General features: G+C 66.5%; 19 protein-coding genes. 1 reads left to right on the plus strand and 18 read right to left on the minus strand.

Annotated features, from left to right (window positions below):
• Positions 1 to 20: 20 nt before the first annotated feature.
• Positions 21 to 668: a GntR family transcriptional regulator gene (locus FN835_RS02860; protein ID WP_142661692.1), complete on the minus strand. Its 648-nt coding sequence runs from the start codon at positions 666 to 668 to the stop codon at positions 21 to 23.
• 230 nt (positions 669 to 898) lie between these two features.
• Here FN835_RS02860 and FN835_RS02865 point away from each other — a divergent pair, with 230 nt between their 5' ends.
• Complete coding sequence (locus FN835_RS02865; RefSeq protein ID WP_142661693.1) at positions 899 to 2,395, plus strand: NCS1 family nucleobase:cation symporter-1; 1,497 nt, start codon at positions 899 to 901, stop codon at positions 2,393 to 2,395.
• Between the two features lie 9 nt (positions 2,396 to 2,404).
• Here FN835_RS02865 and FN835_RS02870 read toward each other — a convergent pair whose 3' ends face one another.
• The 17 genes from FN835_RS02870 to FN835_RS02950 form a co-directional block, all read right to left on the minus strand.
• Positions 2,405 to 3,532, minus strand: a complete 1,128-nt coding sequence (locus FN835_RS02870) for a BatD family protein (protein WP_142661694.1) — start codon at positions 3,530 to 3,532, stop codon at positions 2,405 to 2,407.
• On the minus strand, positions 3,526 to 4,131 hold the full coding sequence (locus FN835_RS02875; RefSeq protein WP_142661695.1) for a hypothetical protein: 606 nt from the start codon (positions 4,129 to 4,131) through the stop codon (positions 3,526 to 3,528). The genes FN835_RS02870 and FN835_RS02875 overlap by 7 nt, the downstream gene beginning before the upstream one ends.
• On the minus strand, positions 4,128 to 4,991 hold the full coding sequence (locus FN835_RS02880; protein WP_142661696.1) for a VWA domain-containing protein: 864 nt from the start codon (positions 4,989 to 4,991) through the stop codon (positions 4,128 to 4,130). Before FN835_RS02880 ends, FN835_RS02875 begins: the two co-directional genes overlap by 4 nt.
• The gene (locus FN835_RS02885) at positions 4,988 to 5,911 is read right to left on the minus strand and encodes a VWA domain-containing protein (RefSeq protein WP_142661697.1); all 924 of its coding nucleotides are present in this window, start codon (positions 5,909 to 5,911) and stop codon (positions 4,988 to 4,990) included. Before FN835_RS02885 ends, FN835_RS02880 begins: the two co-directional genes overlap by 4 nt.
• Positions 5,911 to 6,240, minus strand: coding sequence for a hypothetical protein (locus FN835_RS02890; protein ID WP_142661698.1), 330 nt, complete (start codon positions 6,238 to 6,240; stop codon positions 5,911 to 5,913). The genes FN835_RS02885 and FN835_RS02890 overlap by 1 nt, the downstream gene beginning before the upstream one ends.
• The gene (locus FN835_RS02895) at positions 6,227 to 7,063 is read right to left on the minus strand and encodes a DUF58 domain-containing protein (RefSeq protein ID WP_246098645.1); all 837 of its coding nucleotides are present in this window, start codon (positions 7,061 to 7,063) and stop codon (positions 6,227 to 6,229) included. The genes FN835_RS02890 and FN835_RS02895 overlap by 14 nt, the downstream gene beginning before the upstream one ends.
• Positions 7,060 to 8,022 (minus strand): AAA family ATPase, encoded by a 963-nt coding sequence (locus tag FN835_RS02900; RefSeq protein WP_142661699.1) that lies wholly within the window; start codon positions 8,020 to 8,022, stop codon positions 7,060 to 7,062. Before FN835_RS02900 ends, FN835_RS02895 begins: the two co-directional genes overlap by 4 nt.
• A 79-nt stretch (positions 8,023 to 8,101) precedes the next feature.
• Positions 8,102 to 9,079 carry a CobW family GTP-binding protein gene (locus FN835_RS02905; protein ID WP_185958559.1) on the minus strand — a complete coding sequence of 326 codons (978 nt, stop codon included), beginning with the start codon at positions 9,077 to 9,079 and terminating at the stop codon, positions 8,102 to 8,104.
• Complete coding sequence (locus FN835_RS02910; protein ID WP_142661701.1) at positions 9,076 to 10,161, minus strand: N-acetylglucosamine-6-phosphate deacetylase; 1,086 nt, start codon at positions 10,159 to 10,161, stop codon at positions 9,076 to 9,078. Before FN835_RS02910 ends, FN835_RS02905 begins: the two co-directional genes overlap by 4 nt.
• Positions 10,155 to 11,093 carry an ROK family protein gene (locus FN835_RS02915; protein WP_246098637.1) on the minus strand — a complete coding sequence of 313 codons (939 nt, stop codon included), beginning with the start codon at positions 11,091 to 11,093 and terminating at the stop codon, positions 10,155 to 10,157. The genes FN835_RS02910 and FN835_RS02915 overlap by 7 nt, the downstream gene beginning before the upstream one ends.
• A 51-nt stretch (positions 11,094 to 11,144) precedes the next feature.
• Positions 11,145 to 12,146, minus strand: a complete 1,002-nt coding sequence (locus FN835_RS02920; RefSeq protein ID WP_221930385.1) for a MarR family transcriptional regulator — start codon at positions 12,144 to 12,146, stop codon at positions 11,145 to 11,147.
• A gap of 63 nt (positions 12,147 to 12,209) precedes the next feature.
• Positions 12,210 to 13,181, minus strand: coding sequence for a Csu type fimbrial protein (locus FN835_RS02925; protein WP_142661702.1), 972 nt, complete (start codon positions 13,179 to 13,181; stop codon positions 12,210 to 12,212).
• Positions 13,178 to 15,562 (minus strand): fimbria/pilus outer membrane usher protein, encoded by a 2,385-nt coding sequence (locus FN835_RS02930; protein ID WP_185958560.1) that lies wholly within the window; start codon positions 15,560 to 15,562, stop codon positions 13,178 to 13,180. The genes FN835_RS02925 and FN835_RS02930 overlap by 4 nt, the downstream gene beginning before the upstream one ends.
• A gap of 73 nt (positions 15,563 to 15,635) precedes the next feature.
• Positions 15,636 to 16,331 (minus strand): fimbrial biogenesis chaperone, encoded by a 696-nt coding sequence (locus FN835_RS02935; protein ID WP_185958561.1) that lies wholly within the window; start codon positions 16,329 to 16,331, stop codon positions 15,636 to 15,638.
• 22 nt (positions 16,332 to 16,353) lie between these two features.
• On the minus strand, positions 16,354 to 16,851 hold the full coding sequence (locus FN835_RS02940) for a Csu type fimbrial protein (protein WP_142661705.1): 498 nt from the start codon (positions 16,849 to 16,851) through the stop codon (positions 16,354 to 16,356).
• Positions 16,852 to 17,374: 523 nt separating this feature from the next.
• A complete protein-coding gene (locus tag FN835_RS02945; RefSeq protein WP_142661706.1) occupies positions 17,375 to 18,490 on the minus strand; it encodes a ParB/RepB/Spo0J family partition protein in 1,116 nt (371 codons plus the stop codon).
• On the minus strand, positions 18,487 to 19,791 hold the full coding sequence (locus tag FN835_RS02950; protein WP_142661707.1) for an AAA family ATPase: 1,305 nt from the start codon (positions 19,789 to 19,791) through the stop codon (positions 18,487 to 18,489). The genes FN835_RS02945 and FN835_RS02950 overlap by 4 nt, the downstream gene beginning before the upstream one ends.
• Between the last annotated feature and the right edge of the window lie 422 nt (positions 19,792 to 20,213).

Consider the following 20,213-nt stretch of genomic DNA (forward strand, 5'->3'; position numbering starts at 1 on the left):
ATATTCCATCAAAGGGTGGATCAGTCGGGCAGGCCCCACCAGTGCCGCGTTCTTGCACAATGCAGCGACAACGCGGCGACTGCGGCATCGGCGTCGCGTGCCTCAAGCGCCGCGATGATCGCCAGATGCTCCTCCATCGCGGACCGCACACGTTCCTGCACAAAGGGGCGAACGCGCTGGATGATGTCGATGCGGATGCGGTTTGCGGCATATGTCTCGCGCAGAAGAGCATTACCCAGCCCATCCGCCAGATACTGGTGCAGGCTGCCATCGACGCCCATCGCGCGCAGCGAAAGGCCCGGAACACCCACACCCAAGGCTTCGTCCAGCATCGCCTGATGCGTCTGTCGCAATGCGGCCAGCCCCTCCAGCCCGCCCGCGATGCGCCGCCGCGCGCCTTCCTGATCCAGCACCATGCGCAGGTCCAGACTGTCGCGGATAATGTCGGGCGTCGCCTCCATCACCTGCACGCCGCGTTTGGGGATGATCTCCAGCCACCCCGAGGCCGCAGCGTGCCGCGCCGCGTCCCGCACAGGGGCCAGCGGCAGCTTCAGCAGATCGACCAGTTGCGGCATGGACAAAAACTGCCCCGCCCGCAATTCGCCTTGCCGCAGCGCATGGGCCAGCGCTGCAAGCGCCCGCCGGTTCAGCGTGCCTTCCTCGATCATGCGCCCCCCTTTCGTGCCTTGGGCACAGTGTCACAGCTTGCGCGGGTGATTTTCAAGAAATCCCGAAGGCTCATATCTGAGATAATAGATAGACCCGTAGAAAATATGTCATCTAACATTTTACGCACAAGCCCAGGCAAGGGCCAAGGCCGCCGGATGGAGGGTCCGCCGGTCGCAAGCATGGAAACGGGAGGGTTCACCATGACTTTCGACAGACAAGGGGGCGGCCAATGATGACCGACGCCCAGACGGGTTCCATCGCGTTGGAGGAGCGGCTGCCGCATGACTGCGCGCCCGGCCTTTACAACCGCGACCTTGCGCCCACGCGGCAAAAGGGCCGGACGTGGAACGCCTATTCCATCTTCGCGCTGTGGGCCAATGACGTGCACAGCCTTGGCAACTATTCCTTTGTGATCGGGCTGTTCGCGCTTGGGCTTGGCGCGTGGCAGATCCTGCTGGCGCTGATGTTCGGCGCGGTGTTCCTGTTCGTGCTGCTGACGCTTTCGGGCTTTATGGGCATCAAGACGGGCGTCCCCTTCCCGGTCATGAGCCGCATCAGCTTTGGCACGCGCGGCGCACAGATCCCCGCCCTGATCCGGGGCGGCGTCGCCATCGTATGGTTCGGCATCCAGACCTATCTGGCGTCTATGGTGCTGGACGTGCTGCTGATCGCGCTGCATCCGGGCTTTGCGCCTTTGGCGGACACCCAGCTGCTGGGTCTGTCGCATCTGGGCTGGATCAGCTTTTCCATCCTGTGGATCGTGCAGGTCGTCATCGCCTGCTACGGCATGGAAAGCATCCGCAAATACGAGGTGTTTGCCGGCCCGGTGATCCTTGTCAGCTTCATCGCCATCGCGTCATGGGTCTGGTTCTCGGCTGGCGGGCGCATCACATGGACCGCGCCCGAGCCGTTGACCGGAGGGGCGATGTGGGCGCAGATTCTGGGCGCCGCGTCGCTTTGGGTCGCGATCTATGGCACGTTCGTTCTGAACTTCTGCGACTTTACCCGCGGCGCGACCTGCCGCGCGGCGGTGGTGCGCGGCAATTTCTGGGGCATCCCGATCAATATGCTGCTGTTCGGCATCATCGCGGTCGTTTTATGCGGCGGGCAGCTTTCCATCGACGGCACGCTGATCCATTCGCCGACCGATGTGGTCCAGAAAATCCCCAATACCTTCCTTTTGGTGCTGGCAAGCCTGTCGCTGCTGATCCTGACCATCGCCGTGAACCTGATGGCGAATTTCGTGGCACCCGCATTCGCACTGGCGAACCTGATGCCGCAGCGACTGAACTTTCGTCGCGCCGCCGTGGTCAGCGCCGTGATCGGCTTCGTGATCCTGCCGTGGAACCTTTACAACTCGCCCATCGTCATCGTCTATTTCCTGGGTGGTCTGGGTGCGTTTCTTGGCCCGCTGTTCGGCATCGTCATGGCTGATTACTGGCTGATCCGCCGTGCGCAGGTCGATGTGCCCGCGCTTTACAGCGACGACCCCAAGGGGCCCTATCACTATGTCAACGGCATCAACCCGGTCGCGATCAAGGCGCTGGTGCCCTCTGCGCTGATCTCGCTGGCATTCGCCTTTGTGCCGGGACTGCACGCGCTGTCGCAGTTCTCGTGGTTCATTGCGGCGGGACTTGGGGCGGTCTTCTACTATCTGCTGGCACCCAAGGGTTACAGCTATGCCGACCGCGACGGCGAACATATCGCGGTGGATGCGGCGCATTAGGCCAAAGGCCTAGCCCCGCATCATATCGCGCAGGAAAAGGCGGCGGTCCAGATCGCCGCCTTCGGTCGAAAAGATCGCCCGGTCCAGCCGCTGCAGGGCCACCGGATCGACGGTCCGCCCCACCCGCCGCGCATGTCCGGCATAGTCCTGCGCCGCGCGCCGCAGCGCCATCAGGTCCGTCCCGGCTGCCGCCCTGCGCAGCGCCGCGCCGTGGGGATTGGGCAACCAGCGCCGCCAGTCCGGCCCTGCAAAGCCCTGTCCGCGCAGCGCCAGCACAACGGCAAAGACCAGCCCGATCAGCACCGCTGCGATGCCCAGCCAGCTGCCCGGAAGTTTCGCGGCACCGCCCACATTCGCGCCGACATGCCCATAGCCGAAAACGATGGGCGGCGTGATCGCGCCGCGCAATTCGCGCTTGGCCAGATCGAACCACGCAAACCGCATCGGAGGCAGCGTGCCCTGTTCGCCGGTGATGGGCCGCAGGCTCCATTCCCATTGCACATAGGCCAGCGGCCCCTTTTCCGTCAGCCGCGTTTCCCGAATCTCGGGCGAGGTGAAGCTGATCAGCCATTTTTCCCGCAGATCGGGGCGCGGCGGCAGGAAATGGGCCATGGTGTTTTCGGCGGTGATGGTGATGCGGCGCTGGATCGTTTCATTGTCGCGGATCCTTGCGGGGTCGCCAGACAGTTCATCCGTGACCTTCAGATTGCGCGCGGCCAAGGGCAGTCCCGGTGCTGGATAAGGCGTGATCGGTATCGCGACCGAAGGGGCGGCCACCGCCACCTCGCTGCGTTTGGCCCCGTCGGCCTTGGTCAGATGATGCGTCACCGGGCCGATCACCAGATTGCCGGGCTGGCGCGGAAAGACCGCGATCTCACGCTCAAAGATCTGGCGCGACAGGCCGTTCACGCGCTCCTGTCGCCAGTCGTCGGGCAAAAGCTGCATCCAGTCATAGGCGGGTGAGTCGGGAAACTTCATCTCCTCCAGCGCGACGAAGCCGGTATATTCGCCGCGTATTTTGATGCGGATCATCTCGCCCACCACGGGCCGGGCACCTTCGGGCAGAACGATCCGCAGACTGTCCTGCGCCGCAGCGGGCGTGGCCAGAAAGATCAGCAAAAGCAGCAACCTTACCATGGTTCGCCCTCCGCAGGCCGGATCAGCCCAAGCGCCGCCCGACGGTCATATTCGGCCTTCAGTCGCAGTTTCAGAAATTCGCCGGGATCGTCGGACAAGGTGGCCAGCCAGTCGTCGCTGGCGGCAATGCCGCGCGCCTCGACGTCGCGTTTCCAGTTTATCATCAAAACGCCCGATGTGGTCATCGGCGTTGGACCCGCAGGCCCAAGCCCACCTGCGCCCGCGATGCGCCCCGGCACGATGCTGTCGCCCGTGTCGGGCGGTATCAGCGCGTTCACCGCATCGCGGTTCGCCCGCGCCTGCGCGTCGGTCGGGTTGGCAAACAGCACCGCATCGAAATAGGCGCGCGACAGCGGATATTGCCCCATCCCCGCCAACGACAGACCGCGGTTATAGGTTTGCGTCCGCCCCGCCGCTGCAAATTCCGCATCCGCCCCGGCATAATCGCCCGTCCGATACAGCGCCACGCCGCGCTCTGCCGGGTCCGAAAGCAGATGCCCCGCAACCCCCGGCAAGCCCGCCCAAAGCGCCACCCGCCCCCATGCCTGCGGCCCGGCCAAGGCCAGCAGCAGGGCGGCAAGGACCAGCAGCCATTTCATGCCTGCCTCCGAAATTGCCACAGCAGCGGGATCAGCGCAAAAGCCGCGATCCAAGGCCCGAGGTCGCGATGTTGCAACGCTACCATCGCCGGATCGCGGTCCACCGCCGAACGCGACAGCGCCGCCACCACCGGCCCCGGCGCGGTCGCAGGGGCCACGCGGTCAGCAATGCGCGACAGCGCCGCGGCGTCCCCCGGCGGATCGCCCGTCACGCTTAGCGCCTGCACGCGCACGCCAGCATCACGCAGCCGCTGCGCCTCGGCCACGGTCGCCGCATCGACCCCGCCCCCGTCCGAGATCACGACCAGATCAGCCCGCTGCAACCCCGTCAGCATCTGCCCCGCAAGCGCCAGCGCGGCCGAGGGACTGCTGGAACGGTCCGGCATCGTCTCGGCATCCAGAACCGACAGCAGGCTTTCCAGCACGCGCGGATCGGCGGTGGGGGCAGCCGCGCTATAGGCTTCGCCCGCATAAAGGATCAGGCCCACCGGACGCCCCGGCAATCCGGCCATGATCTGCGCGGCCCCCGCCTGCGCATCGGCCAGACCGCCACGCACCACCGATCCCGACATGTCCAGCGCGATCACCACCGCATCGTTCTGCGCGAAAACCGGCGCATCGCCACGCGGCAATGCCGGTCCCGACAGGCCCAGGACCAGCGCCAAAGCCCCGCCCAGTGGCAGCAGCCGCAGCCAGCCCGGCGCGGCGCGGACCTGTCCCAAAGCGGCCAGCCCCGCCAGCATCGCGGGTGATAGAACCCCCTGCCAGCCGCCCGCATCCGGCCCCCGCCGCCACAGCGCCCAAGCCGCAAGGGCCAGCACGGGCAGCGCCAAAAGCCACCATGGACGCAGCAGGATCATCCGCGCCTCCAACCCATCAACGCCAGCAGGGCCAGCGCCAGCACGGCGGGCCAGACCCAAAGCGATTGCCAGAACCGCAAAGGCGGACGGTCGCCGGGGTTCGGCTCCAGCGCGTCCAACGTCGCGGCCATCCCTTGCAAATCCGCCATGCCCCGCACGCGGAAACTGGTCCCACCCGAGGCCTCGGCCACCTCGCGCAGCATCTTGGCATCCACGGCATCGCGGGTCTTCGGCTGGTTCTCCAGATCCGCCGGACCCAGCGCGATGGTATGCACCCGGATGCCATGCGTCGCAGCCAACCGCGCCGCATCAACCGCGCCGACCTTTCCAGATGTCGGCACGCCGTCCGACAGCAACACCACCACGCGCGTCGGCGCATCGCTGTTCACCAACCGCCGCATCGCCAGCCCCAGCCCGTCGGAAATCGCGGTGGCACGGCCAGAGATGCCGATCTGCGCCTCATCAATGGCACGCGCCACGGCGGCCACGTCAAACGTCACCGGCTGCGCGAAATAGGCGCGGTCGCCAAACACCACCAACCCGATCCGGTCGCCCTTGCGCGCCGCGACGAACGCGCCCGCCACCCGCTTGACCGCATCAAGCCGCGAGATGGGCTGACCGTCCAGACTGAAATCCTGCTTCTCCATACTGCCCGACAGGTCGATCGCCAGCACGATGTCGCGCCCCGATGCGGGCAGCAGCGCGGATTGCCGATCCACCTGCGGCCCCGCAAGCGCCAGCACCAACAGCCCCCAAGCCAAAGCCGGGATCACCCAGCCCCCGCGCCCCGCACTGCCCACCGTCCCGCCAAAGACCTGAGGCGGCACGACCAGCCCCCCCTTGGCCGCAGCCGGAGGCAGCAGCCGCATCAGCAGCGGCAAAGGCAGCAGCAGGAGGGCCAGCGGGAATGCGAAGCCCATCAGCGCCCCCGCCTTGCGATGCGCTCGATCTCGGCGTCGGGCGGTGGCGGGACTGCGCCGTAGGCGGCAGGGCGCAAGGATTCAGGCAGGCGGCCAAGGATGCGGGCGATGGCCAATATCCGTTCCTGCGCAGGCAGGCCGCGCGTCTGGCGGATCCGTTCGGCCCGCGACAGGCGGCGGCGCAGGAATGGCCGCATCAGCGCCACCAGCACCACCCCGGCCAGCAGGCCCAGTCCCAGCAGCGCCAGATATTCCGGCCAGCCGGGCGCCAGCATCGTCGGCGGCAATCGACTGGGGGCCAACCCGGCCATCAGCTCATCCGGCGTCATCGCCAGACACCAGATCGGGATGCGCGCCCAATATGCGCAGATGGCTCAGCAAGGGCTGCGGATCGAATGCCGACAACCGCCCATGACGGCTATGCGTGCCGTCGCTGACCGCCAATGCGGCGGCGGGCGGCGCGATCTCGGCGGGGTCCAGCAGCACATGCACCTCAAGCCTTCGACCCTGGGCCAGCCGCGTCAGGGCGGCATCGGCACCCGTCAGCCCCTCGGGTCCGGTCGCCAGATGCACGCGCCCGCCGGGCGGGACCATCCGTACCGCCTGCGCCAATGCCGGGACCAGCGTCGCCACCGCGCGACGCCGCATCAGCGCCGCGTCATGGCCGCGCGCCATGGCGACCGCAATCGCCTGCATCTGCGCCGCGCCCGACGCCGCATTCAGCGCAAGCGGCGCGTCATCCCCCACCACCAGCACCCCGACCGAGCCGCCGCGGCCCACCGCCCGCCACCCCAGCATCGCCAGATGCCGTGCGGCGCGAACGGATCGCAGCGCCGCGCCCGTGCCCCACAGCATCGCGTGGCGGAAATCGGCGATCAGCAGCGTGCTGTCGTCACGATCCTCGTGGAAGCTGCGCACATGCAACTGTCCGGTCCGCGCGGTGGCGGCAGGGTCGATGCGGCGCAGGTCATCGCCTTCGGTAAAGGCCCGGATTTCGCGCAGGTCCATCCCCTGCCCCGCCACCCGCGCCGGAATAGCGCCGGGGCGACGGCTGGCGGGCCGCTGGCGCTGCATCCGGGCGGGCGGGCGCAGCGCCATCAACTCTGCCACCGTCAGGCGCAGGCCGGGTTGATCCAACGCCTGCAGGATCACCAAGGCCGCACCTCGCGCAGCGCGTAGGCAATCAGGCTGCGACCCGTGCGGCCTTCGCCCTGCGCCTGCCAGCTTGGGATCAGACGATGGGCCAGTGCATCCTCGGCCAGTTCCTCGGCATCTTCGGGCAGGCCGTGGTCGCGCCCCGCCATCCATGCCCGCGCCCGGACCGCCGCCGCCAAGGCCAGCGTCCCGCGCGGAGATACCGGATGCTCCACCCATTCATGCACCGCGCCGCCCGCCCGCGTGGCCATGACCAGCCGCACGATGAAATCCTTCAACGCAGGCGCAAGATGCACCCCTGCCACCTGCCGCTTGGCCTCATGGATCTGTGCATCCGTGACCAGCCCCATGGGTGCTGCGACCGGGGCAAGCGCCTCGGCCTCGACCAAATCAAGGATGCCGCGTTCCGCCGTCGCATCGGGCAGGTCCAGCGACAGATGCAGCAGGAAGCGGTCCATCTGCGCCTCGGGCAGCGGAAAGGTGCCTTCGTGTTCGATGGGGTTCTGGGTGGCCACGACCATGAAGGGATCGGGCAGCGGGCGCGTCGTGCCGCCGGTCGTCACCTGATTTTCGGCCATCGCCTCCAGCAGGGCGGATTGCACCTTGGGCGGCGCGCGGTTGATTTCATCGACCAGCACCAGCGAATGAAAGATCGGCCCCGGCACGAAATCGAACCCGCCGCTGTCGGCGCGGAACACCTGCGTCCCCGTCAGGTCCGAAGGCAGCAGATCCGGCGTCGACTGAATGCGCGCGTGACTGCCCGACAGGCTGGCCGCAAGGCGCTTGACGGCGCGGGTCTTGGCGATGCCCGGCGGCCCTTCCAACAGGACATGCCCCCCGGCCAGCAACGCGATCACCAGCCGTTCGGCCAGTCGTTCATGCCCGACAAGGCCCTGCGCCACGCCAGCCGCCAGACGCGCCACCGCCTGCGCATCAACTTGTTCCAGATGTGACATTTTCCTTCTCCCTACCGGGGAAGGTCACCCGAGTTGCCGCGATCTCCAAAGCCCAAACGCGGCTTCTGCGACCAAGGGCTTAACCACCAAGGCCTGGCAGCGGCCCGGTCAGCGCAGCAAAACGCCTGCGCAGCGCGTCCTCATCCAGACCCGCACCGATGACGACCAGCCGCGTCCCGGCCTGCCCGTCCGGCCAGTGATCCGCGCGGATGCCGGGGTAAAGCTTGTGCCCCACCCCATGCACGACCAAAGGGCGCGGATCGCCATCTGTCGCGATCAGCCCCTTGATCCGCAGCATCCCCGGCAGCGCCGCCACCCCGTCCAGAAACGCCTGAAACGCCGCATCCGGCAGCACACCCCCCACCAGCGGCACGGCTACCACGTCGCCATGCCGGTTCAGCGCCGACAGATCGTGCAGATGCGTTTCCGCCCGAAGCCAGTCGCCGACATCCGCGCCCTTGCCGAATGCCTGATAGCTGGCGGGCTGCAGCAGCCGCGCCGGATCGACTGTCCCGGCATCATGGATCTGCACCCCCGGATTGATCGCCCGCAACCGCTGCGGCCAATTGCCCAAGGCACCCCGCAGCACCAGATGATCGGCCATGGCAATCTGGCGCAGCACCTCGGGGCGGGCCAGCGCCGCCTGCAACCCGTCCAGATCGACAACCGTGATGACCCCCGCCAGCCGGAACGCCCGCGCAACGGTGTGGTCGCGCAGGCCCATGGCGGGCATCCCGCCGGGGATCAGGCTGTTGATGATCGGGGCGGGATCGGCCAACCCGGTCGTCTCCACGATGACGCGGCTGAACTGCGCGCCCTGCGCCCGCAGATGAAGCAGCCCATCCAAAGACCCGCGCAGATCCGCCCCCACCGCGCAGCAGATGCACCCGGTCGAGGTGACGACCGCCTGTTCCCGACCCTTCAGCACCAGATCGTGGTCCACCGCGACCAGCCCGAATTCGTTGATGACCAGCGCCGTGTCGGGCGTCAGCATCCGGTTCAGCAGCGTCGTCTTGCCCGCGCCCAGAAACCCGGTCAGCAGGAATACCGGCGTCACCACCGCACGATCCCCAGCGCGTCGTCCAATGCCAGCAGGTCGCGGGCGGCCATCCCCGGCGCGATCTGCAACGGAGGCAACCGCATCGCCTGACGCGGCAGGTCTGTCACCATGGCAATCGCGCGTTCCAGCGGCACGCCGGTCATCGCGATCAGCCGCCGCATACTCTCCAGCAGATCGACATGCGCCCCGGCCAGCGCGCCCTGCGGATTGACCAATGCGCCGTCCTTTACGGCAATCTCCATGCCATATAGCGAAAACCGATCCGGCCCACCCACCGTTGGCATGGCATCGGACACCAGAAAGCACCGATCCGCCACCGGGCGCGCGGCCATGGCGATTGCCAGCATCTCGGGCGCGACATGGATGCCGTCGGCGATCAGCCCGCACCACGCATCCGACAGGATCGCCGCCGCGACGATCCCCGGCGCGCGCGAATTCATCTGCGGCATCGCGTTGTAAAGATGCGTGAACATGCCGACCCCATCCGCCAGCCCCGCCCGCGTCTGCGCCGCATCCGCCATGCTGTGCCCGGCCGAGATCACCACCCCCAGCCCCGCCGCCTGCCGCAGCAATGCGGGGTCCGCCAGCTCGGGCGCCAGCGTCAGCAGCACCGGCACGCCCGCGCCGCGCAGCCGCGCCAGCACCGCCATGGTCCGCGCGTCAAGGGGGCGGATGTGACGCGCCTCATGCGTGCCCCGCCGCTCAACGGCGATATGCGGGCCTTCGATATGGATGCCCGCGATGCCCGGCACGCCATGACAGGCGATGACGGCATCCGCGGCAGCCTCTATCACCTCGGGGGCGTCGGTGATGACGGTGGGCAGGATGGCCGCCGTCCCAAGGCCCAGATGCGCCGCCGCAATCGCAGCGATCCCCTCCGGCGTCGGATCGGCGTTGAACAGGACGCCCCCGCCGCCATTCACCTGCAAATCCGTGCAGCCCGGCATCAGCAGCGCCACGCGCAGATCGGGCGTGTCGCCGCCCAGCGGACGCAGTGCGGCCACGCGGTCCGTCACCTCGACCGCCAGCCCCTGAACCAACCGCCCGCCGGTCCAGACCCGCTCTGCCGCAATCAGCATGCCAGCCCCATCCGCGCCATCAGCGCGGCCCCGCGCGCACCGGAACTGTCGCCATGCACCGCGCGGCGAATGGCGGGCAGCCGCGCATCGCCCAGCCGCAGCCGTTGCAGCGATGCCGACAGCCGCTCGGGCAGACAGGCGATGTTGGAGAGCCCGCCGCCCAGCACGATCACCTCGGGGTCCAGCATCAACTGCGCCGCGTAAAGCATCTCTCCGGCCAGATCGGCCCAGATCTCCATGACCCGCGCGGCCCCGGCGTCTTCGCCCGCGCGCGCGGCGACCCGGCCCGGATCGGGGTCGGACAAGCCCGCCCATTCCGCGATCCGCCGCAGCCCCGTCCCCGAGACGTAGTTTTCATGGCATCCGTCCCGCCCGCAGCCACAGCGCCACAAGGGCAGCCCATGTCGCGCCAGCGCCCGGCCCGGCATCCCCAGATGCCCGATCTCGACCGAGATGCCGGCATGACGCGGTGGAACGCGCCCGTCCAGCACAAGGCCCGCGCCGACCCCCGTGCCCATGACCAGACCCATGACGGACCGCGCCCCGTCACCTGCGCCGCCATGCGCCTCGGACCAGGCAAAGGCCGTGCAATCATTGACCATCGGCAACGGGCGCCCCAGCGCGGCGGTCAGCTCGGCCCCCAGATTGCGGCCGGTGACCGGGATATTCGACGCGGTGGCGATCCCCGTCACCGGATCGATCAGCCCGGCGATCGAGATGGCGACCGGCAGGTTTGCCGCACCCGCCTGCGCCTCAAGCCAGCGCACCTGCCCGACCAGCGCCACCATGAAAGCCGCGAAATCCTCGCGCGGGGTCGCGACACGGTGCAGGTCCAGCGGCGCCATCGCAGCGTCGAACAGCCGCGCCTCGATCTTGGTGCCGCCCAGATCGATTGCCCCGCACAGCGTTCCCGCCATTCCGTCCTGCCGCATCGCTTGCCCCTTAACTTTGCCCGCAGACATAGGCCGGATCACCGCCCGCCGCTAGCCGCCCGCCGTCCAAAGGCGGAAACGCCTTGCGCCGGTGATTTCACGGATCAGACCCATCGACTGCATCCGGGCCAGCAGACGTTCGGCGGTGTCGCGGCTGGTGGCGGTCGCCTCCTCTACCATGGCGGTGGTCATCAGGGGATGGGCGGCCAGGGCCGCGATCACGCGGGCGGGGTTGTCGCCCTTGATCCCGGCCACTGCATCCCGCGCGCGGATCGCCCAATCGGCAATGCGGCGCAATTCGCGCCGCGCATCCGTCGCGCCTTGCTCCACCGCCTGCAACTGCCGCTGAACCCGAGGCAGCGCGGCCCCTCCGTCGATCCAGACCGACCGCCCGTGGCGTCCCAGCGGCACGAAGCGCAGCACCTCGCAGCCCTCGGCCATATCGCGCGCGGTCCAGCAGGCAGGCTCGACCAGACATTCGGGGGCCGACAAATCGCACAGGCGCCAGGCCGCGCGCAGCGCGGGGGCGCGCGCAGCGGGCTCGATGCCCGCAAGCGCGCCAGCCGCCGCGTGAAATTCCGCAGCCCCGGCATCGAAAGCCTCGCCCACAGGACGCGCGGCCAGCGGCTCGGCCAGCCCGATACCATCGCTGCGGTAAAGCCCCAGAAAGCCGCGCAGATCCGACAGCGTCCCCTGCCCCTCCAGCCGCCGCAGGCCCCAGCGTGCCAGCCGCATCGCCTCAAGATCGGTGCCCGCGCGACCCTCCATCACGTCTCGACCGATCTCCTCGCGGCGCAGGGGCGTGCCCTGGGCCCAAAGCATCGCCTCCAGTTCGATCAGCGCCAGCCGCCGGGTCGCGCCGTCCCGCGCATCCGGGGCCAGCGCCGCGATCGTTGCGTCCAGCCGCCCCACAGCGGCGGCCGCGCGCGCCAACGGCCCCGCCGCGTCGCGCTGTGCGGCCAGCCAATCCTGCGGCCCCAGCATCGGCGGGGCAAAACCTTCGTCGTCGTCCAGCGGGCGAAAGGCATCGGCGGGGGGAATCGTCTGGCTCATTGCGCGATCCTAGCGCCGATGCTCGCTCCTTGCATCCCGGAGACGCGGAAATACTTCGCCCGCTCAATAGGTCACGGTGACCACCACCGTATCTGCATAGGTTCCGGGCGGCGGCGTGGTCTGCGCAGGCACGCGCCCAAAGATCGTATAGTTCTGCGTGGCCCCTGTCCCGGTGCCCGCCGCCGTCAACCCATCCGCCAGCAGACCCCATGTCTGACTGCGCCCCGAGTTGCGGTAAAGCTGATATGCGATGCGCCGGCCCGTCAGGCTTTGCATATGGCGATCGTTCACATTGGTCCCATGCAGGCCATATCCGATGCCGACCTGATAGCTGGACCCGCTGGTGCAGGTGACGCGCATCGCGCTTGCGCCATTGACCGCCTGATCCAGAAAGCCGGTCGTTCCGAAATTCAGATCGTCCGCAACGACCCGGCAATTGGCCGAGACCAACGCCTGCACGTTGAAGCTGAAACTTGCAGTGCGGTTGGTGCAGATCAGCAGCAGGCTGCATGTGCGGTAATCGACCCGCACATCCAGCGGATTGCGCGTAAAGCTTGACAGATAATTCCCCGGCAGCGCCGTGTTCTGCCCGGCAGGCACGCGGCCATAGATCGGCACATTGACCCCGGTCGTGGTCAAAAGGCTCAGCACGCCGCTGCCCGTCAGTTGCAGCGAACTGCCGCCATGCGTCCCGTAAGTGCCGCCAAAGACCGTGGTGCGACCGGCATTCTGATACAGATCGTAATTCAACCCGGTTGCAGTGCCCGTCATCCGCCGCAGACTGCCGCTGACCCCGCCAGATCCGTCGCCCAGATGGATGCGCATGTCGATGCTGGACAAAAGGTCCAGAAACGCCGTGCAACTGATGGCGATATTGCCCGCCGCATCCTTGGGCGAGCTTCCCAGCACATCGACCGCGCCGAAGTTCACCCCCGTCGCGCTGAAGGTGCAGCTTTGCGCCCGCGCCTCGCCGCCCCAGAACATGACGAACAAGCCCAGCGTCAGGATAAGGCGCATCATGGATTTCAGGATCATTGGCAGATCACTCCGCGAATTTCGGTGATGGTTCCCGGCTCGTCGGCATAGTCGAAATTCGCCGTGCAGGCCCGCCCGTCGGGATAGCTGACCGCAACCTGATTGCGGGGTTGCAGACCAAGCGCAAAGACCTCGCCATCGAACCCGACCAGCGTGTTTTCGTCCACCCCGTTAACCAGCACGCGCCCGCCCACCTCCAGCGGCGTGCCGTCGGGGTTCAGCAATTCGATGACGCCTTCCTGCGCGCTGCCTTCGACCCCGAAATCGACCTTGGCGCCCGCGTGATGGGCGGGGCGCACGATTTCCTCGGTCGTGCCGACGGCGGCATCCAGCGGCAGGTTCATCGGGTCGATCGCGATCGTGTTCGCGTCATAGGCCCGCAGGTCCGGCACCAGCATCTTGCCCGAACGGCCCGTCTTGCCGATGGGGCGGTTCTCAGCCATGACCTCGACCCCCGGCGCACCGGCATCGACCACGGCGAAGGCATCGTCGATCCGGCGCGACAGGAACACCCCGCCCCCCGCTGCCACGACCGAGCCGTCCAGCCGCAGCCCCGCGCTGCTGCTTTTATCCGACAGACGCGCGCCCACCTCGACCCGGCCCAGCGTGCCGTCGCGCGCGATGCTGCCCTGCAGGTTCGCACCCTCGCCATGATCGGCCTGCACGCGCCATTCCCAGCCGGGGATACGATCCTCGGACCGCCCGCTGGCCGAGACGTATTGCCGCAACCGCCCGTCGCGCCGTTCGGCCAGCACGCTGACATCGCGCCGCCGCCCCAAGGGGACATAGACCTGCGCACCCACCACCGTATCGCTATATTCGCCGCGCAGCGACATGGCCGTGACCGTCAGGCTGCTGTCGCCCCAGATCTGCTGACTATAGGCTGCGCCGAAACTGGTTTCATCCGGCGCGCCGCGATAGCTGGCATCGGACCAGAAGACGCTGGCGCTGTTGCCCCAGCCCGGTCCCAGCGGCATGGAAAATGACATCTGCGCGATATGCTTGGGAAATTCGTCCAGTTCGTCCTCGACCAGTTCCGCATCCGCCGTGACCGAGGCGACATCGGCAAATCGCCCACTGCTTTGCGTCACCCGCGCCGAGAATTGCGTCCGCCCAAGGCTAAGCTGGGTCGAGGCATCGACCAGACGCCCGTCGCCATGCCGGTCCGACCGGCTTTGCGCAAAGCTCAGGCTGGCCGTGCCCCAATGGCCCACGCCGAATGTCGCGCCCAGCCCGCCCATGGTCAGATCCTTGCCCCCCTCGGCATGGGCCATCAGCGTCAAGCGGTTGGTGACGCCCACGCGCAGCGTGCCCACACCATAAACATCCGGGGCATAGCGGTCGCTGTCGGACCCGATCCCCAGCCGCGGCCGCCCGGCGGACAGCGCGAAATCGACCGTGCCGGGCCGCAGCAGTTCGTCCGACACCAGAAACGGCAGGTTCATCACCGTCTCACGTCCGGTCACGTCGCGCACGACCACCCGCGCCACACCCGAGCCGGTGGAAAACGGCAGGTCGTTGATCGCAAACGGCCCCTCGGGCACCTCGCCGGCATAGGTGCGGATGGAATTGGAATAGACCTCGACGCTTGAGGGCAGCGCGGCGCTCCCCTCGAACCCCGGCAGGGGCAGCGTGACCAGATCGGGGCGCAGGCCGAAATTGCGTTCGACCATCACGCCGCCCAGCCGGACGGGACGCGACCAGCCCGGCCCGCGCGTGGCGATGTCGCCAAGCTGCACCTGCATCCGCCGCCCCGGAAACGCGCTGCGCCAATAGGTGTCCAGCCGCCGGTATCGGTAATCCCGCCCCTGATCCTGATAGACCAGAAACCCATGCGTCAGCGCCCCCAATGGCATGAAGATACGCGCATCGAAACTGCCGGAATTGGTCCGCTCGATCTCGCCGCCGCTGGCGCGATACCCCTCAAAGCTAAGGCCGTAGTTCAGCACCAGCCCGTAGCCGTGATCGACTTGCGGCGCGACGGGCTGGCCGTCTTCGTCCAGCATCCCATCCGCGCCCCCTGCCCCGTCCAGCATATGCGGCGCCAGCAATTCATCGGGGACGATGAAGCGGATGGTCTGCTCGGGCTCGATCAGGCGCCAGCCAAGGCCGGGGATCTGATCCAGCCGCACCTCGCCGCTGGTCGCGGCCCCATCGGGCAGCACGCCGCTATTGCGCAATTCCTGAGCGTCGGCGGACAGCACACCGTCGCCCAGATCGGTAAAGCGGGTGATCAGGTTCATCGGGCGACCGTTGACGAATACCTCAAGGTAAAGGTCGCGCCCGCCCTCTGGTCCCGCGGAAGCCGTCCCCCCGGCCACCGGGATCGCGGCCAGTTCCGCCGGACCAAGCGCGGGCGGCGGCGGAATGTCCTGCGCCATGGCGGGAACGGACGGGGCAAGCAGCGCCCCGGCTAACAGCACGCAAGCGGCGCGGCGTCGTCGGCGCCCCGGCCTATCGACCGACCCGCGCATCAAGCGCCCCGAAATTCGTCGCCGCCCGCAGCCGCGCACCATTGCCGACCCGACCCGCAGGGGCCACCGGCCATTGCATCGTCGATCCGCCCAGCACATAGCCCACCAGACCGGGCTGGCGCACCGGACCCAATTGCACATCGGCCAGCCGCAGCCGCGTGTCGCCCCGGTTCTGTGCAACCAGCCACGCTGCGCCGCCGGAATTGCGCACCGCAAAGGACACATCGGGATTGCGCGCGCCCCGCCCGACAAAGAACACCGGGATGCGCAGCTCGGACGCAAATGCGACCGAGCCGCTGCGCCTGCGGCTTTGATCCGGCACCTCGTTGACGATGACGCGATACGCCTCCTCGCCGCGCACGGCGGATTTCGACGTGCGCACGACGCGGATGATCTGCGTTGCCCCCGGCGGCAGACGCACGGCGGGCGGGCTGACGACGACGGCATTGGTGCGCTGCAACGCCTCGCGCCCGCCATACTGCGTCCAGCGAAAGGCGCGGGACTGCACGGTCACGGGCTCGCGTCCTTCGTTGCGGATCGTCAGCGTGGTCGCGGCCCCCGGTGCGGGCACTTCCAGCGTGACGGGCGATACCCGCAAGCCCTGTGCCATGCCCACCCCCGGCAAGGCTATCGCCAGCGCAAGCGCCAGAACCCCGCGTCGCAGCATATCGCGCATGTCCATCCCTCCCCGCGTGTTTTCAGTATGTCACCGTGACCGTCACCGTATCGGTATAGGTGCCCGGCGCAGGCGTGGTCTGGGCAATGACGCGGCCATAGACGGTAAAGCTTTGCGTCGTCCCCGTCCCGGTCGAGGTGACGGTATCCGTGCCCACCGCATCGCCCCAGTTCGTGGTGCGCCCGGCATTCTGGAACATCTGATAGGCGATCGTGGTCGCCCCCGGTCCGGTCATCTGGCGCGTCGCGGTCGTGCCCCCTGCCCCGGTCCCTTCGTTCAGCCCAATATCGAAAGGCGTCGATTCCGTGCAGGCCACCTCAAGATCGGCCGAGGCATCGACATCGCCGCTAAGCACACCGGCACTGCCGAAATCCAGCGTTTCGGTCGAAACAATCTCGCATTCCGCCGCGATGGTGATCTGCACGTCAAAAGTGTCCGTCGCCGTCTGGGCCGAGGCCACAAGCGGCAGGATGGCCAGCAAGGTCGTGGCGGCCGGACGCATAAGCTTTGAAATGGTCATTTCGCAATTCCCTTAACAATACGCGCTGATTGGTCCAGGTCGCGACCGCTCGCGGCCCGTTCTTCTTGTAGTTGTGTTAAGGATAGTTAATGAAATTTTGCCCGGTCAACTTCGATTTTGGTTCGCGGCCCATGAAAGTTGCACCAGCAGTCGCAGCTAATTCGTCCGCATTCTGCGTGGGTTATAGGCAAGCATTAACAATTTCGTGAGGAAATATCGTTAGTTTTCAGACCCATGCATCCACAACCACAGCAGGATTTTTGTTCTGGTATTGTTCTTACGTGAACGATCTGCGTTGCCGCTTAACCACATGATCGGAATGCAAAAAACTTCCGGGCGATTACTTAATCTCGAAGCTTGACGGTAGGATTAAACCGAACCGATCGGTTTGGCGATTCGCCTTTTACAGAATGCGATAGCCTAATCCGTTAAGCCGCCACATTTTATCCGTAATAACACACGATTATGCGGACAAGAAAAGGCCGCGCCCGATAGCGCGGCCCGACCTTCCCCGTGGGGAAGATTACTCAAGGTTCTCCAGCATTGCCCGGACCGCGGCTTCCAGCTTACGGCGGTCGATGGCGGAAAAATCGCGCGGCAGCCTGATCTCCAGCCGTCCATTCGCAGCAGTGCATTTCGCACTGCCTTGCGGGCGCTGGATCTGGAACGTCGTACGTGCCTTGCCTGACGGCGGCGGCGCTGTCTTGACTGCAGGCGCCGCGTTGCTCGCCGCTTCTTCGCCCTGCCCCGCAAAGCGGCGCAGCACATCCAGTTCATCCTTGATGCTGCGGGTGTCCCAGTCTTTGAACTCGGCCCGGATCGCTGCCGCCAGACCCGGAACCTCATCCAGCTTCTGGGACAAGGCCAGCCCAAGGGCGCGCGGCACTTCGGCGGCATAAAGCAGCGTCTCGCCCAAAGCCTCGACCAGCCGGATGAAGCTGCGGATGTAGCTGCGCTTCTGATAGCCCGCCGATTTGAACAGGATCGCGACCGCCTTCTCGGGGTCGTTCTCCTCGGTCAGCGGGTCCATGGCGTAATGCAGCGCAAGTTGCGCCATCTCGGCGAATGAGATGTCCTTACGGACCAGATTCTCATCCACCATGCGCCGATACAGGCGCTCAAGCTCATCGCCTCGTGCCGCAATGCCAGCCGGGATGCGTCCCCACGCCTCGGTGTCGCCCGTCTCCTCCAGCAGTGCGCGATAGGCGGAAAGCCTGCGCCAGCCCTGGATCAACTCATAGCGTCCCTCGCCCGCAGGTTCGACCCGGATCGGGTTCGACAGCCCGATCTCGCGGATCGACTCGACCAGTTCGGCAAGCTCGTAATCCGGTCCGGGCTTGCGGTCGCGGATCAGCTTTTGGGTGTCGATCGCGTCCAGCGGGATCAGGTCTGTGATCAGCCCGGCGCGCTTCAGTCGCACGTGTTCCTGCGCCAGCGCGTCATTCTCGGCCCGGATCTGCGCCTCAAGCTTGGCGCGCTCGCGGCTGGACTCGGCGGCTTCGCTGATCGCGGTCGCCATAGGTCCGCGGCGTTGTTCGCGCGCAGGCTCTGGCTCGGGCGGCTCGGGCTTCCCCGCGGGGAAGGTTACGGGCTGCTCGTCTGGCATATCTATATCGAACATCCGTCGCTTGCGGCTCATGCCTCATCCTCCAGCTTCATCCATGCGGCGATGGCATGGGTGCGGAACTCCTCATAGGCTTGGTCGAATGTCGCACGCGCCCGGCGCCATGTCCCGCGCGTCATCTCACGATAATCGATTTCGTAGATTGATGACAGGAAGCGCCCGGACTGTTCGACCGCGCGGGTCAGCTCGATCGGATGTTCGGCCATGCGGTCGCCAAAGACCTGCTTGAACGCGCCCATCATCGCCTGATGCAATTCGTTCGACGGCTCATATCGGGTCATCAGGAACCGGATGTCGGTGAATGCCTTTGGCAGCTTGATCTTCCCCGTGGGGAAGTTTTCAAAGCCATGCGACAGATCCTCCAGCGCCTCGGACAGCTGGCCGATAAAGCTGGTGGTGGAATCGTATTCCCAATAGCCCGGCCCCGAGGGGATATACAGCATGTCGGCCGCAAAGACCGCGTTCATCGACTGGTAGCCGATGGCGGGCGGACAATCGAACAGGATAAGGTCATAGGCGTCATCAGCCAGGCTATCCAGAAAGCGCGACACTGCCCCGAAAAAGGTCCATTCCGGGTTCAGGTGCCGATACTGGGCGCTGGCGAACTCGACAAAGGCCGCGTTGGCGCAGCTTGGGATGATGTCGATCGTCGGCCATGCGGTCGGCTTGATAAAGTCGGCAGGCCGCAGCGTGCCAAGTCCCATGTCGCGGATCGAGGCGGGCAGCTTGCGCCGGGGCAGGGCAGTGCCAGATTCCGCGCCCGAAGTGGCGGCGTTCATCCGGTCGGTCTCACGCTCAAGATCGCGTGCCATGATGCCCCAGACGGTGTGATCCTCGCCCACATCGGTCAGGCCCATCGAATGGGACAGCGTGGCCTGCGGGTCGAAATCCACCACCAGGATGCGATAACCGTCCAGCGCCGCCGCATGGGCAAAGTGCAGCGCCACGGTCGACTTGCCCGCGCCGCCTTTGAAGTTGGCAACAGCCGCGCGGAAGGCCCGCTTGCCTTCGGGGCGGGGCGGCATCAGGGTCTTGCGGTTGACCTTGATGCGGCGGCGCAGTTCGTTCACCTCTTCAAGCGAGAACCAGCGCTGGCGGCCATCCTCCTCAACTTCCCCGAGGGGAAGGTTCGGGTCGGCTGCCAGCTTGCCGCGGAACGTGGACTGGTTCATGCGGAAGATCAGCTCGGCCACCTCCCACGAGGAGAAGCGGCGCAGGGTCTTTTCATTGGCCGGGCTGAAGGTCTGGCGGCGGATCCAGCCCTGCATCTTCAGGGACTGCGCCTGCAGCTTCGCGAGGTCGTCATGCGTGAACATATCTTTGCCTGTATGTAAGGACGCTAATTATTATATGTTCCGCTTTTACGCCGGATTTGCCTTTTTGGCAAAAGCCGATTTCAATCAATGAAGATTTCCGCACAAACCAGCGTTTCCATAGGGAATTCAGCAAGGAGCGGTCGTCGGGTCCGAATCAATCTAGGGCGAAGTGGCGCGCTAAATAGGGGGACAGGACAAAGGGCGTCGGGGGCCTAATAGGGGACATCCGGGCGCTATTTGGTGACATCCTACACGTCCCCCATAACCATATATACCGATTTTTCAAATGGTTTTGGGGCGCTTCTGCTGCGGTTCGGGCTAAGTGCTTGACAGAATCGCAATTCAGGACGCAAATAGCTGCAAGGTGATGAAAAGCGTTGGGCGGCGTAGATCGCCAAGCCATTACCAGAGGCATCCGGGGT

This window comes from Paracoccus laeviglucosivorans (genome assembly GCF_900182695.1).
Lineage (GTDB): Bacteria > Pseudomonadota > Alphaproteobacteria > Rhodobacterales > Rhodobacteraceae > Paracoccus > Paracoccus laeviglucosivorans.

Excerpts from the sequence above, each read along its gene's own strand:
- FN835_RS02860 (WP_142661692.1), bottom strand. The coding sequence starts at position 668 with ATGATCGAGGAAGGCACGCTGAACCGGCGGGCGCTTGCAGCGCTGGCC.
- FN835_RS02865 (WP_142661693.1), top strand. The coding sequence starts at position 899 with ATGATGACCGACGCCCAGACGGGTTCCATCGCGTTGGAGGAGCGGCTG.
- FN835_RS02870 (WP_142661694.1), bottom strand. The coding sequence starts at position 3,532 with ATGGTAAGGTTGCTGCTTTTGCTGATCTTTCTGGCCACGCCCGCTGCG.
- FN835_RS02875 (WP_142661695.1), bottom strand. The coding sequence starts at position 4,131 with ATGAAATGGCTGCTGGTCCTTGCCGCCCTGCTGCTGGCCTTGGCCGGG.
- FN835_RS02880 (WP_142661696.1), bottom strand. The coding sequence starts at position 4,991 with ATGATCCTGCTGCGTCCATGGTGGCTTTTGGCGCTGCCCGTGCTGGCC.
- FN835_RS02885 (WP_142661697.1), bottom strand. The coding sequence starts at position 5,911 with ATGGGCTTCGCATTCCCGCTGGCCCTCCTGCTGCTGCCTTTGCCGCTG.
- FN835_RS02890 (WP_142661698.1), bottom strand. The coding sequence starts at position 6,240 with ATGACGCCGGATGAGCTGATGGCCGGGTTGGCCCCCAGTCGATTGCCG.
- FN835_RS02900 (WP_142661699.1), bottom strand. The coding sequence starts at position 8,022 with ATGTCACATCTGGAACAAGTTGATGCGCAGGCGGTGGCGCGTCTGGCG.
- FN835_RS02910 (WP_142661701.1), bottom strand. The coding sequence starts at position 10,161 with ATGCTGATTGCGGCAGAGCGGGTCTGGACCGGCGGGCGGTTGGTTCAG.
- FN835_RS02915 (WP_246098637.1), bottom strand. The coding sequence starts at position 11,093 with ATGCGGCAGGACGGAATGGCGGGAACGCTGTGCGGGGCAATCGATCTG.
- FN835_RS02920 (WP_221930385.1), bottom strand. The coding sequence starts at position 12,146 with ATGAGCCAGACGATTCCCCCCGCCGATGCCTTTCGCCCGCTGGACGAC.
- FN835_RS02925 (WP_142661702.1), bottom strand. The coding sequence starts at position 13,181 with ATGATCCTGAAATCCATGATGCGCCTTATCCTGACGCTGGGCTTGTTC.
- FN835_RS02930 (WP_185958560.1), bottom strand. The coding sequence starts at position 15,562 with ATGGCGCAGGACATTCCGCCGCCGCCCGCGCTTGGTCCGGCGGAACTG.
- FN835_RS02935 (WP_185958561.1), bottom strand. The coding sequence starts at position 16,331 with ATGCGCGATATGCTGCGACGCGGGGTTCTGGCGCTTGCGCTGGCGATA.
- FN835_RS02940 (WP_142661705.1), bottom strand. The coding sequence starts at position 16,851 with ATGACCATTTCAAAGCTTATGCGTCCGGCCGCCACGACCTTGCTGGCC.
- FN835_RS02945 (WP_142661706.1), bottom strand. The coding sequence starts at position 18,490 with ATGAGCCGCAAGCGACGGATGTTCGATATAGATATGCCAGACGAGCAG.
- FN835_RS02950 (WP_142661707.1), bottom strand. The coding sequence starts at position 19,791 with ATGTTCACGCATGACGACCTCGCGAAGCTGCAGGCGCAGTCCCTGAAG.